Origin of the sequence: Pseudooctadecabacter jejudonensis (assembly GCF_900172275.1) — a bacterium.
GTDB lineage: Bacteria > Pseudomonadota > Alphaproteobacteria > Rhodobacterales > Rhodobacteraceae > Octadecabacter > Octadecabacter jejudonensis.
Window position 1 is genome coordinate 89285 of the sequence record NZ_FWFT01000007.1, and the last position, 12827, is coordinate 102111.

Sequence of the window (12827 nt, forward strand, 5' to 3'; positions counted from 1 at the left end):
AACTCAGGATCGGCTCGTGGTCGGCTGGGGGTCCCTCTTGCGGGTTAACACGGCTGGCAACAGCAACAGATCGATCAAGACTGCTGCCCACAATGTGACAATCATCATGCCACCAAACACGCGGATCGGCACGAAGTCACTGAACAACGTCACAGACAATCCCGCGCTTAACAAAAGCGTCGTGACCACCATGACCATTCCCGCAGACGAGGACGCGGTCGTCACGGCCTGGGCCGCACTCTCCCCCTTCGCGACCCCCTGAACGTATCGATTGAGGAAATGCACCGTATCATCAATGGCAATTCCAAAGGCGATGGTCAGGGCCAAAACGGCTGTCGGGGTAAGCTGTCCATCCGCCCACACATGCAAAGAAGCCCCGGTGATCACAAGCGGCAAGGTGTTGGGGATGATCAAAATCGGCACCATATGAATTGAGCGGAACGCGAACGCCACCAAAGCGGTCGCCCCCAAGCTGGCCACGATCAGGCTAAACACCAGCTGTTCGATCAGTGTTATGGATTCCAGCCGCATAAGGGTTGGCAGACCAATGATGGTGTCTGCCCCTGCGGCGCGTGCGACATCATAGATCTTGTCAAACTGCGCCAGCGTCTCTTGGCTGCGCATGGGTTCGGGCACGGACAAAAAAATACGGCTCAGGTCCCCCCGGGGACGCAACTGATCGGCCAGCACTTCGGGTAACGCCGCCAAATCCTGAGGCGTCGGCTGCACGTCTGGCTGACCTAGCCACCGCGCCAAATTTACCTCTGACAAAACAGCCCCCTTCGCAACGATTGCCTCAAGTTCAGCGACCAGAGTCTGCGTTTGCGCCCATCCACCATCCGTTTCGACAACCATCTGAAATGCGCCACCGAAATCCTCTGAAATGGTGTCGTTGGTGGCACGGGTCTTGCTGTCTGCGGGCAGATTTTGATAAAGGGGGAACCACGCTTTTGTTTGACTGAACCCCCAAGTTGCGCCCACCAAGACCAGCACACAGGTGGCCAACGTCAGGCGCGGCCACATGACCCCTTTCGCGGACAGGGTCTGGGCGAACATGGCGCTGAATTTTGGGATAGGTTTGTCTGTCGGCAATACCTTCTGCCCCAGCAGCGCGAAGGTCACAATCACAAAACAGAACGACAAAATAGCTCCGAGTGACCCTAAAACCGCAAACTCGAACAATTGGGCATTGCGCGTCACCAGGATACTGGCGAAGGCCGCAGCCGTCGTCAGCGCGGTCAATGCGCAGGCTGGACCCACGTTCTTGATCGCAGCCCTCACACTGCCGGTGGCCTTCAGGTTCAAGGCTAGATGAACACCGTCGGCAACCCCCAAAACCAAAAGCAGGATCGGAATGACATTGTTTAGAACTGTAATCGGATAGCCCAGCCAAACGGACAGCCCCAGCACCCCTACCGCCCCGACTAGGGCCGGGACAACCGCCAGCACAGTCAGGCGCACATCACGCACCAGCGCAATCGCCGCCAGTGTAATGATCACCGCACCTATCAAATTCAACCCAATCAAATCCCCTTTGAGGGCAGAGACGATCTCGGTGCTGATCACGTCTTCGCCGGTTAAGCTGGCCGACAGGTCTGCAGGCAACGCACCGTCTAGAATTTGCCGAACGGCGTGGCTGGCTGCCTCAACCGTTGTGGCGTCTGTGTTGATCGATACGCTGAACAACATCGCGGTGCGGGCCGTGTTCACAAACAAAGGCAAGCCAGTTTCTAAGTCTTCAAACGCTGACAGGTCATCTACAAAGGACGGATCAATCTGCGGCCCAAAAACAGGCCTGCCCGACGGCGCATTGATCGTAGGCGGCCATCTGAGAACGAAAGGGGAGGCCACAGCAGTGACCCCCTCAACTCTCTCCAGATCCAACGACAGATCACGCAACGCGGTCATCTGCATGGCATCAAACGCATCCAGCGATACGATATGGATCAACGCAGTGCTCAGCGGGGGGTCTTGCGCGCTGTCATACGCCCGCTGCGCTTGTGAGACACCACTGTCCGAAAGAAACACCCGATGGATATCATCGTCGAAGGACAGCCGCGGCAGACTGGCCCCAACGCAGACCAGTGCCGCAAACAGACAAAACGCGGCCAAACGCGGGAACCTGATCGCGACCAGCCCAAGGCGTTCCCCCCCAAAGCCAATGCCCAAAGACAAACCTAGGCCACCCGAAATGGGGCGAGGGCTCTATGTTCTACTCCGATACGAACCCACAACATCGCCGCGTTCAACACTGTGAACAGGACAGCGATCCATCCAAGGCCCAGCACCAATGGCGCGACAATAATCTCTGCCACAACCAGCATGTAATTGGGATGAGAGACATATTTGAACGGGCCGCGCACAACAACGGGCTCTTCCAGGATGATGATCCGCGTTGTCCAACGGCGACCAAGGCTGCCCAAGATCCAGACCCTTAGCAGTTGCAAAACCGCAAACACGGCAAGCCAACCAAAATGGACGGATGCATTCAGGCCAAAGATAATGAGGCTAGCAATCCAGGTACTGTGCATCAAAACCATCACGGGATAATGCTCTGCGCCAACCTCGAATGCGCCCCGCGCCAAAAGCCGCGCGGTGTTGCGTTTTGCGATCACCAGTTCACTGAGCCGTTGCACAACGATGAAGCTCAGAAAAAGAAGCGTTGCAGTTTCCATTATGCGGCCTCCGCACTGACGTGAAACGGCAGGAAGGACGCGGTAAACCCGGGCCCGAGCGCACAGGCCATCATCTGGCCGGTTTTCTTCTCCTCAAGCACGGATTTCATCACGAACATCACCGTGGGGGCCGACATGTTACCCGCCGCGCGCAACGTCTCGCGCTCCGCATTCAAAGCGCCCTGTTGCAGGTGAAGCGCGTCTTCAATCGCATCCACGACCTTTGCCCCACCAGGGTGGCACACATAGCGATCAATATCCGCGTGATTGAGGTTCGCTGCCGTCAAAGCGCCCCGGGTGGCAGCGGCGAATTCCTGGGACACAAAGGACGGGATTGACCGGTCAAAAACCACGCCGAAGCCGGTCTCGTCCACATCCCAGCCCATGATATCCAGGGTATCGGGCCACATCTGCTGGTGACCAGTGCTGAGCGTAATGACATTGCCGGTGGCTTTGGGGGCCGTGCTCAGGCATGCGGCTGCGGCCCCGTCTCCGAACAGGACCGTCGCGATGATATCCGCCTTTTGCAGTCGATCTGACCGGAATGAGACCGAACAGGCTTCAACCACAACCAAAAGCACCTTCGATCCTGGCTTGCCCGCTGCAATGGCTTGCGCTGTCGACAGCCCTGAAACACCCCCGGCACAGCCCAGCCCAAACACCGGCACTCGCATGATATCATCCCGAAAGCCCATTTCGGAAAAGACCTGCGCTTCGAGGGACGGTGTCGCGATCCCGGTTGAGGTGACGGTAACAACCGTGTCGACATCTGCACCGGTCCAGCCTGCATCGGTAAGCGCACGCTCTGCCGCATCGATAAACATCGCCTTCGCGCCCGTCAAGAAGGCCGCGCTGCGGTCCGCCCAGCCGTGATCTTGCGAAAACCAATCGATCGGAACGACAGAGTACCGTTTGTCGATGCCCGCTGTTTCAAAGGTTTTGGACAGGCGATCAAACTGCGGATAGGTATCGCCGAAAATCAGCGCAGCGCGGTCCTGCACCTCTGATTGAGACAAACAATGTGGCGGTAAAGCCGTGGATAAACCGTGAAGATAGACGGACATGACCGACCCCTTTTTGTAAAATTTAAATTTCATTTTTGATGTTCTGTCGTGCTGATCACCTGCACCCTTCTGGCGCGAGTTCAATTCACAAAAGGATGACATCTCGTGACTGGCAGGGCATATGTCCGTCTGCCCCCAGCACCGCCGTCCATTCAGGAAACAAGCGGTCAGGACGACGACGATCGCAGGGCAAAGCGTCCTTACCGGCGACGCCATCGCGCGGACTTGTACCTGAATTTTAAGGCTTCTCTCACCATCAATTTCGTATGCACTTCCACCCGCACGAGGCTGGTCAATGCCTGTGGTAAAGGGGGGGAAATGGGCATCATTGGACGGATCATATTTTCGTTGATCTTGATGATCATGTTTTTTCTGGATTGCCTCGTTCCGCCAAGGCCGAGGCCGCCCGCATTGCCCTGCTGATCGGAAATTCAGACTACTCTGGTGAGGCGGCCTTGCCCAATGCCGCATCCGATGCGTCCCTGATGGAAAGCGTTTTTGCGGATCTGGGGTTCAAGACCTACTTTGTCCAGGATCTGATAGCCCGCACTGGATCAGACCCTTTGCAGGCCCTCGAAGAGGCGGCAATCCGCGCGGACATCGCGGTGATTTATTATACAGGCCACGGCATGGCTGCTGATGGGCAGAACTGTCTAATCCCTGTTGTCGGGGCCGTCGGATCAGAACAGGACGTCCGAGACACCGCGGTGCCCATCTCCCGCCTGCTGTCGATCTTGGCAAAGGCATCGTATTTCGGAATGGTGCTGTTTAACGCCTGTCGCACCAATCCATGGAGCCAACAGATTGAACGCGATAGCGGGTTGCGGGGTATATAAACAGGCCTAGACGGTGCTGTTGCTGTGCCAGACACCGTTGTTTTGGGCTTCGCCAGCGCGCCTGGGCACGCCGCCAACGATGGCAGGGGGCAACGGCCCCTATGCACAGGCCTGGCACGACGCCTTGCGGGCAAACCCTTACCGAGACGTCACTGATCTAATGCGCAATGATTCATGGTTAGTCCAACTTTCCACGCGGGAAGATCAAAGCCTGTGAGCGATACTTGAACTGCGACTCTTGTTGAGGTCAGGGTAGGGGTCTTAGTGCAATTCCTCCATCAACTTTTCACGGAAAACTTCGGCTGGAGTTTTCCATCCAAGGCATTTGCGCGGAGTGTTGTTGAGGCGATCGCAGATCACCTTCATATCGTGATCTGTGCATCGGCGGATGTCCCGCTTGCGGGGTAGCCACCTCCGAAACCGTCGGTTTGTGTTTTCGACGGTTCCTTTTAGCCAGGGCGAAGACGGATCACAGAACCACGACTGGGTGCCGATCTCGGCCTGCAGGTGCGGCCAGCTGACGAACTCGGTCCCACGATCAAAGGTAATTGATTTGCGCGCTGTAAGGGGCAGGTCACGGATCGCATCAATGATCTTTCCCATGACTGGCTTCGTGCGCTTGTTCGGGTTCGTCAAGATGACCGTAAACCTGCTGACATCACGGTGGAACTTCGGCTCTCTGCGCCGCCTGGTGCGACGCGGCCTGCGGGCGACACGATGCGTGGGCAAGTACAACCACAAGTCATCGCGCTGGCCTTCTTCAGAATAAATGTAGCGATAGATCGTTTCCTAACGAACTCTGGGTACAGCTCTTTCATGGATCATGCGGTTGCTGATCTGTTCAGGTGTCCAACCATTCGGTAGGCGTTCGACCACGCGTTTAACGAGGTTCGGATACTTAATCAGCTTACGCTGCCGGGCATGCCGATCTGACGCCATCATCTGGGCGGCAGCACCAAAATAGCCATCACATTTGGACATACTCTCATCGCGGAATTGATTACGTCTTGGTTCTCGGAAAATTGTCGAACGACAGGGCTTCAAGACCCGCGCCATCTCATCAACAGCGCCCTTTGCATGCCTCCAGCGTTCTATTCTGCGGCGTTCTGTGATACTCAATTGCGTATAACCGGATCCCATAGCGTTTCCTCTCGTCAGATAACATATTGTTTTCTAACAAGAGTCGCAGTTGGAGGTAGCGTGCACCCGCAGGACTTAAATGATCGCGTAATCAATGTTATGTTAAATTTATTTCACGCGTTATGCCAAATGGTGTGATGACCCAGAAGTCGCGTGATGTTTCAAGTCTGGGTCGGCTGGGCCGTTGCACGTCAAAGCCGTGCCCTCAGCCCAGCCCATAAATCAACGGCCCAGCCAGCCACCGTCGACAGGCAACGTGATGCCTGTCACATAACGCGCAGCAGGAGACGCGAGATAGGTCACCGCCCCCGCAATATCGGCAGGATCAGCCCATCGGCCCATCGGAATGCGATCAAGGATTGCCTGATTGCGATCAGGATCATTGCGCAAATCCGTGGTGTTGTTGCTGATCACGTAACCGGGGGCCACGGCATTCACAGTGATGCCTTGCGCGGACCATTCGTTGGACAAGGTCTGCGTCAGGCCCGCTACACCGCTTTTGGACGCCGTATAGGACGGCACGCGGATGCCGCCCTGAAACGACAACAAGGACGCGATATTGATCACACTGCCCCCGCCGCCCGCCGCCAAACGGGCCTTGGCAAAGGCCTGCGACAGGAAGAAGACAACCTTGAGATTGATATCCATCACCGCATCCCAGTCCTCTTCCGAGAACTCGACGCTGTCCGCACGACGGATGATGCCCGCGTTGTTGACCAGGGTTTCGATTGGGCCGTGGGCCGCCTCGGCCTCGGCGAACATGTCTTGCGCCGCTTTGACCGTGGACAGATCTGCCTTGATGGCATCTGCGGAGCCGCCCGCCTGCGCGATTTGCGCCAGCGTGTCGTCCATAGATGACCGGCCAACGGCAAGGACATGGGCACCGGCAGCGGCCAGATCGACAGCAATCGCCTGACCGATGCCTGTGTTGGCACCGGTCACCAGCGCACGGGTGCCGTTTAGGGAAAACCGGCTCACCGCAAATCCTCCATGGGGACCATATCCATATCGGTGAATGCCATGTTATCACCGGCCATGGCCCAGATGAACGAATAAGCCGCAGTTCCCGCGCCTGAATGGATCGACCAAGGTGGTGACAAGACGGCCTGTTCGTTGCGCACCACAAGGTGGCGCGTTTCGTCGGGTTCGCCCATCAGATGAATGATATTCTGATCATCCGGCAGGTCGATGTAGATGTAGATCTCCGACCGGCGCTCGTGGATATGGGCGGGCATCGTGTTCCAGATCGACCCTGCGCTAAACTTGGTCATACCCATGACGATCTGACAGCTTTCGATCCCGGCAGGATGCACGAACTGGTAAATCACCCTTTCGTTGCAGCTGTCGCGGCTGCCAAGGGGGACCTGGTTGGCCTGATCGATGGTGGCCAGTTGTGCGGGAATTTCACGGTGTGCGGGCGCGGAGATGATGTAGAACTTGGCGTCAGACCCCGACACCGTAACGGCACCGGACCCCATCCCAAGATAGAGCATATCACACCTGCCCAGCTCATACGTCTCGCCCTTGGCCTCCACCGTGCCGGAAGTGCCCAGGTTCACCAGCACAGCCTCTCGCCGGTCCAACCATCCGTCGGTGCCGGTTTGATCAACGGCATCAATGGTCAGCGGCCCGGATTTCGGCCATGCCCCGCCCACAATCATGCGGTCGTATTGGGTATATGTCAGGCTGACATCGTCTTCGATCCAGAGGTTGTCGACAAGAAATTCCTCACGCAGTTGCGTGGTGTCAAAGGTTTTGGCGTGGCGCGGATCAATGGCGCGGCGCAGTTGTGTTTTGATCATCGGTGTCTCCTTGTTGATCTTTGCTAAGGCGCGCGGGGCTTAGGCCGCGACCTGTGAATGTTTCCACTCCCCGCGCCACAAGCGGCGGTGGAATGGAGTGAATTTGACGACCTCTTCCCAGAAAAACAGCGACAGGACCCAAAAGGCGGATAAGTCGAGGTAGAGGATGAAAAAAGCAGTCGCAGGGACGCGGAACGCCCATTGCGACCAGATGAAAATGTGCATGACATACACGGTGTCGCCTGCGGCGCGCAGGGTGTTGCCGCAGATGGCATTGGTGGCGCGGGGGAACTGGATCAGCAGCAAAATAGGCAGGAAACCGAACAGGATTGCGCGGGTCTCAGGCTCCAGATCTGCGTAAATCCAGTCGATGGACAGGCACATCGCCAGAAATACACAAGCGACAATGGCCGCCGCGATGAACGCCCCGCGCCATGCGCGCGACAAGAACGTGTCCAACACATCCTCCGATGCGCCTTGGCCCAGAAGTTGCGCCACCAGAATTCCCGTCGCCTGTGCCCATTGCATGGCAATCTGGCCCACCAACATGTTCCAAGGCGCAATAAGCGTTATGGCCGCAAACCCGTTCAGCGCCATCTTGGCGTAAATCAAGGAACACAAATGCGCGGCCATTGTGGCACTGATAAAGGTGGCCGCAATTGGTAGGGAAAAGGTGATATGGCGGCGCAGTGTCGGGGAAAATGCGCCTTTGTGCCAACCTGCGACACGCCGCAAAGACCCGTGTTTGCGCACCAGCAAAAGCACCCAGAAGGCGGACTGCAAACTGATCGCTATGGCGCTGCCTGTCGCGGCCCCTGCTACGCCCATCTCTGGCAAGCCCCAAAGCCCATGGATCAGGCCGACCGACACCACAACATTAACGGGCACAGACAGCACGTACCCATAAAGCGGCAGTTTCGTCTGGCTACATCCGTTAAAGAAACTGGCGATGGACTGACCGATGGATTCCGCAATGATCACCACCATGAAAATCGTAAGATACGTCTGTGCTTGGGCGGCCACGGCCTCATTCACGGCCAGTTGATCGATGACGCCTGGGGCGATCAAGCTGATCAGCACCACCCCAACCAGCCCCAACGTAACTGTAACCGTCAAACTGGACGCGATAACCGATTTCAGAAAGATTGGATCACCCGTGCCGAACGCCTGCGCGGTGCGGATCTGCGTCGCATTCGAAAAAGCAAACAACACGCCGATGACCAGCCCGGCCAAGGCTGCAGCCAGCCCCATCGCTGCAAGGGCTTCCTCCCCCAATGGTGAAACCAGCAAACCGTCGATCACCACCGTGCCGTGCAGAAAAATAGCCTTCAACGTCATCGGCCATGCCAAAGCAAAGATATCCCGCGATCCAGGGGCGCGGGCTGCCGCCTTCGTGTGCAGGTAAGGTGTCATATCAGTTGCGATCACAATCGAGGCGATGAAACGGCGCGCGCACGGGGCTACGTGTCCGGCTTTTCAAAGTAGCTGGCGTTGGTGGCCTCAATCCGACTGATGGTTTCATCAAGTCGGCCCAGATGGATCATGCCGGCCTCAATCGCCGCTTGCGGGTCATGGGCGATCACGGCATTCGCAATGGCATGGTGATCCGCCACCAAATCTGGCAGTCGTTGCTCCTTGTCATGTCCCAGCATGCACATCCGATCGACCTTGGCTTTATTTTCAACAATGACGTCAAAGGCGTAATCTGCCCGCGCGATGTGGCACAGCAATTTGTGAAAGTCATAATCGAGTGTTCCGAACGCGTCATAGTCACCCCTGTGCGTGACAACGTCCTGAGCTGTCAGGCTCTCCCATAACAGAGACTCGGCCTCCTCATCGCAATATGCAGCGGCGCGGCGTAGAACCTCCCGCTCAATCGCCGCACGAATAAACCGTGCTTTTTCGATGTTGCGCATGGAAAACCGGCGCACTTCGGTGGCGCGTTGCGGTCGGATCAACAACAGGTCGAGGTTGGCCAATCGGCTAAATGCGTCGCGCACAGGCTGACGGGACACGCCAAAATGCGCCGCAATCTCCGCCTCAGAAATGCGGTCGCCGGGCTTCAACTCAAGCGTTGCGATCTGTTCGTGCAGATAATCAAACACATCGTCAACGCTGGTCCGGCGTTCCGTGATGACCATTGAATTCGGCATGAATCCTCTCCTCCCGAGCAGAATTTGTCAGTGATCTATCAGCTTTCAAACTAGTATACTAGACTGGCATTCTAGTTTTTTGACTAGTATACCAGATGAGAGAACTGATTCGCTCTGGGAGGGGCGAATCTGCATAGCCAAATAGGGAGTCGGCATGTCAGGTGTAAATCTTGATGGAATCGTAAAGGCTTACGGTGCACTTCAGGTTGTCCATGGGATCGACCTGAATGTTGCCGAAAAGGAATTTGTGGTTCTGGTTGGTCCATCCGGCTGCGGAAAATCGACAACTTTGCGCATGGTTGCGGGGTTGGAGGAAATCACCGACGGGGATTTAACGATCGACGGGCGCCGCATGAACCGCGTGGCCCCCAAGGATCGCGACGTGGCGATGGTGTTTCAGAACTACGCACTTTATCCGCATCTGAATGTCGCCGACAACATGGCTTTCGGATTGCGCATCCGCAAAATGCCGAAAGCAGAGATCAAGACGACGATTGATGATGTGGCCGAGATTTTGGGCCTGACCCCCTACCTTGACCGCCGCCCTGCAGATCTGTCGGGGGGCCAGCGCCAGCGGGTTGCCATGGGCCGTGCGATTGTGCGTCACCCCAAGGTCTTTCTGTTTGATGAACCGCTGTCCAACCTTGATGCCAAACTGCGCACGCAGATGCGGGCCGAGATCAAACGTTTGCACAATCGTCTTGGCGTGACCTCGATTTACGTGACCCACGACCAGGTGGAAGCCATGACATTGGCGGACCGGATTGTCGTGATGAATGATGGCCGGATTGAACAGGTCGGCACCCCGATGGAGCTGTTCAACAACCCCGCAAATACATTTGTCGCAGGCTTTCTTGGCTCTCCACCGATGAACCAGATGAAGGGCGTCATAACAGACGGCGGCGCACGGATCGGTGATGCGGAAATCAAAATTGACGGCCAGACCGCAGATCACGTGGGCCGTGATGTGATCGTCGGCATTCGACCCGAACATGTGACTTTAGGCGCGGATGAGACGACCTCGACCTTGCCGATCAACCTTGATCTGGTCGAGCCGCTGGGATCCGAGGCCCTGCTGCATGCCCGTCACGGTGACGACAATCTGGTGTTCAAGGCAGACACGAATGGTGACATCAACCATTTGTCCGGCGTAGATGCCGTGCATGTGCCATCACATCTGGTGAAAGTGTTCGATGCAGAGACAGGCCGCGCCCTGAGCATGGGGGCCTGATCCGATGTCAGACCGTAATTCCGATGTTGGCGGTATTCCCATCGAAGAGGTCGTGGTTGAGGCCAGCGAGGCCGTACGCAAAGACAAGCAGACCCGGACCCCTGACAGCACCTGGGTCAGGACCTTCGATCATTTCCGGCGTGAATGGCAGATCTATGCGATGCTGCTTCCGACGATCATCTGGTTCCTCGTCTTCCTCTATAAACCGATGTACGGCCTGCAGATCGCGTTCAAGGATTATTCGATCTTCCGTGGCGCCGCTGGCAGCCCGTGGATCGGATTTGAGCATTTTGAGACGTTGTTCAACAATGACCAGTTCATTCGTGCGGTCAAAAACACAATCACCATCAGCTTTTATAACCTGCTGTTTGGCTTTCCCGCGCCCATCATTCTGGCGCTGATGTTCAACGAGGTTCTGCACGCGACCTACAAACGCACGGCACAGACCATCGTTTACCTGCCGCACTTCATTTCTTCGGTGATCATCGCCGGTATCGTGATCACCGCGTTTTCCCCCACCGTGGGCGTCATCAATACGATCATGGGCTGGTTTGGCCTTGATCCGATTTACTTCCTGACTCAGCCAGAATGGTTCCGCCCGATCTTTGTGGGCACCGGCATCTGGCAAGAGGCTGGGTTTGGCTCCATCGTTTTCCTTGCGGCCATCGCAGGGGTGAACCCGTCGCTATACGAAAGTGCGGTGGTGGATGGGGCAAACCGCTGGCAGATGATGTGGAAAATCACCATTCCATCCATCCTGCCCACGATCTTGATCATGCTGATCATCCGCATTGGCAACGTCATGGAAGTGTCGTTTGAGTTGGTGATCCTTCTCTATCAGCCCGCCACCTATGAGACGGCGGACGTCGTGAACACGTGGGTGTACCGTCAGGGTCTGCAATCAGGTCAATATGACCTCGCCGCCGCTGCGGGTCTGTTCAACGCTGTCGTCGCTTTCACTTTGGTGATGACCGCCAACACACTGTCGCGCCGCTTTTCGCGCACATCGCTTTGGTAAGGGGATAGTCAGATGCAAAGATGGAACCTTTACTCCGGCGGCGACAAAGTCTTCGCGATTGTGGTGTCTGTCCTGATCGGCATGTTCACCGTCGCGACGCTGTACCCGTTTATCTACATCGCGGCGGTCTCGTTCAGCTCGGGCTTTGCGGCGCAGGCGGGCAAAGTGGTGCTGACGCCCATCGATGCCACGCTTGAGGCTTACGGCTATATCATCAAGGATCCGAAATTCTGGATGAGTTACCGCAACACGTTCATCTACACGATCGGTGGCACGCTGATGTCGCTGCTGTTCATCATCCCGGCGGCCTATGCCTTGTCGCGGCCTCAGCTCAAGGGGCGGCGTTTCTTCAACCTGTTTATCGCCTTCACCATGTGGTTCAACGCAGGCCTGATCCCGTTCTTTTTGAACATGCGCGATCTGAACCTTTTGGACAGCATGTTCGGCATCATCCTGGCCTTTGCGGTCAATGCCTTCAACATCATCCTGCTGCGCAACTTCTTTGAGGCGATCCCGCAAAGCTTTGAGGAAGCCGCGCGGATGGATGGCGCAAATGATTTTCAGGTTCTCTGGAAAGTGTTCGTGCCACTCAGCAAACCGGCCATCGCCACGATTACATTGTTCTGTATCGTGTCGCGCTGGAACGGGTTTTTCTGGGCGATGGTCCTGTTGCAATCCGAAGACAAAATCCCGCTGCAGGTCTTCTTGCGCCACACTATCGCACAACTGTCTGACGATGATGAATTCGCCATCGTCCAGACCGACGCGGCCTTTAGCGCCGAAACGGTGACGGCTGCGATTATCGTCTGTTCGATCATCCCCGTGCTGATCGTCTATCCGTTCATTCAAAAGTACTTTGAAAAAGGCATCCTTCTCGGAGGAGTGAAGGAATAAAAAACGCAAATGGG

Annotated in this window: 11 protein-coding genes and 1 pseudogene; 4 read left to right on the forward strand and 8 right to left on the reverse strand. The window is 56.4% G+C overall.

Translation table 11 applies throughout. The features are described from left to right. Positions 1–3 precede the first annotated feature (3 nt). From PSJ8397_RS16380 to PSJ8397_RS16390, 3 genes are read right to left on the reverse strand one after another with little or no spacing between them, the layout of a single operon-like run. Positions 4–2175 carry an efflux RND transporter permease subunit gene (locus PSJ8397_RS16380; protein WP_235000812.1) on the reverse strand — a complete coding sequence of 724 codons (2172 nt, stop codon included), beginning with the start codon at positions 2173–2175 and terminating at the stop codon, positions 4–6. A 2-nt stretch (positions 2176–2177) separates the two neighbouring features. Beyond that, positions 2178–2675 (reverse strand): isoprenylcysteine carboxyl methyltransferase family protein, encoded by a 498-nt coding sequence (locus PSJ8397_RS16385; RefSeq protein WP_085865726.1) that lies wholly within the window; start codon positions 2673–2675, stop codon positions 2178–2180. Next, entirely contained in the window at positions 2675–3739 is a 1065-nt protein-coding gene (locus PSJ8397_RS16390; protein ID WP_085865762.1) for a type III polyketide synthase, read from the reverse strand. Before PSJ8397_RS16390 ends, PSJ8397_RS16385 begins: the two co-directional genes overlap by 1 nt. A 377-nt stretch (positions 3740–4116) precedes the next feature. On the opposite strand from PSJ8397_RS16390, the gene PSJ8397_RS16395 reads away from it, so the two are divergent. Continuing rightward, a complete protein-coding gene (locus PSJ8397_RS16395) occupies positions 4117–4575 on the forward strand; it encodes a caspase family protein (protein WP_159453167.1) in 459 nt (152 codons plus the stop codon). Between the two features lie 261 nt (positions 4576–4836). On the opposite strand, the pseudogene PSJ8397_RS16405 reads toward PSJ8397_RS16395, so the two are convergent. From PSJ8397_RS16405 to PSJ8397_RS16425, 5 genes and pseudogenes are all read right to left on the reverse strand, one after another. After that, a pseudogene (locus tag PSJ8397_RS16405) lies at positions 4837–5715 on the reverse strand (IS30 family transposase). A 222-nt stretch (positions 5716–5937) separates the two neighbouring features. Continuing rightward, positions 5938–6693 carry a 2-dehydro-3-deoxy-D-gluconate 5-dehydrogenase KduD gene (kduD, locus tag PSJ8397_RS16410; protein WP_085865729.1) on the reverse strand — a complete coding sequence of 252 codons (756 nt, stop codon included), beginning with the start codon at positions 6691–6693 and terminating at the stop codon, positions 5938–5940. Next, positions 6690–7517: a 5-dehydro-4-deoxy-D-glucuronate isomerase gene (gene kduI, locus PSJ8397_RS16415; RefSeq protein WP_085865730.1), complete on the reverse strand. Its 828-nt coding sequence runs from the start codon at positions 7515–7517 to the stop codon at positions 6690–6692. Before kduI ends, kduD begins: the two co-directional genes overlap by 4 nt. A 39-nt stretch (positions 7518–7556) precedes the next feature. Then, positions 7557–8930: an MATE family efflux transporter gene (locus PSJ8397_RS16420; RefSeq protein WP_085865731.1), complete on the reverse strand. Its 1374-nt coding sequence runs from the start codon at positions 8928–8930 to the stop codon at positions 7557–7559. Positions 8931–8977: 47 nt separating this feature from the next. Then, positions 8978–9670 (reverse strand): GntR family transcriptional regulator, encoded by a 693-nt coding sequence (locus PSJ8397_RS16425; RefSeq protein WP_085865732.1) that lies wholly within the window; start codon positions 9668–9670, stop codon positions 8978–8980. Positions 9671–9824: 154 nt separating this feature from the next. On the opposite strand from PSJ8397_RS16425, the gene PSJ8397_RS16430 reads away from it, so the two are divergent. The 3 genes from PSJ8397_RS16430 to PSJ8397_RS16440 are packed head-to-tail and all read left to right on the forward strand — an operon-like array spanning position 9825 to position 12813. Next, positions 9825–10901 carry an ABC transporter ATP-binding protein gene (locus PSJ8397_RS16430; RefSeq protein WP_085865733.1) on the forward strand — a complete coding sequence of 359 codons (1077 nt, stop codon included), beginning with the start codon at positions 9825–9827 and terminating at the stop codon, positions 10899–10901. Positions 10902–10905: 4 nt separating this feature from the next. After that, the gene (locus tag PSJ8397_RS16435; RefSeq protein WP_085865734.1) at positions 10906–11919 is read left to right on the forward strand and encodes an ABC transporter permease; all 1014 of its coding nucleotides are present in this window, start codon (positions 10906–10908) and stop codon (positions 11917–11919) included. A 12-nt stretch (positions 11920–11931) separates the two neighbouring features. Then, positions 11932–12813, forward strand: coding sequence for a carbohydrate ABC transporter permease (locus PSJ8397_RS16440; RefSeq protein ID WP_085865735.1), 882 nt, complete (start codon positions 11932–11934; stop codon positions 12811–12813). The last annotated feature ends 14 nt before the right edge of the window (positions 12814–12827 follow it).

Coding starts and splice junctions, on each gene's coding strand:
- kduI (WP_085865730.1), bottom strand. CDS start 7,517: ATGATCAAAACACAACTGCGCCGCGCCATTGATCCGCGCCACGCCAAA.
- PSJ8397_RS16390 (WP_085865762.1), bottom strand. CDS start 3,739: ATGTCCGTCTATCTTCACGGTTTATCCACGGCTTTACCGCCACATTGT.
- PSJ8397_RS16425 (WP_085865732.1), bottom strand. CDS start 9,670: ATGCCGAATTCAATGGTCATCACGGAACGCCGGACCAGCGTTGACGAT.
- PSJ8397_RS16385 (WP_085865726.1), bottom strand. CDS start 2,675: ATGGAAACTGCAACGCTTCTTTTTCTGAGCTTCATCGTTGTGCAACGG.
- PSJ8397_RS16420 (WP_085865731.1), bottom strand. CDS start 8,930: ATGACACCTTACCTGCACACGAAGGCGGCAGCCCGCGCCCCTGGATCG.
- PSJ8397_RS16430 (WP_085865733.1), top strand. CDS start 9,825: ATGTCAGGTGTAAATCTTGATGGAATCGTAAAGGCTTACGGTGCACTT.
- PSJ8397_RS16440 (WP_085865735.1), top strand. CDS start 11,932: ATGCAAAGATGGAACCTTTACTCCGGCGGCGACAAAGTCTTCGCGATT.
- PSJ8397_RS16435 (WP_085865734.1), top strand. CDS start 10,906: ATGTCAGACCGTAATTCCGATGTTGGCGGTATTCCCATCGAAGAGGTC.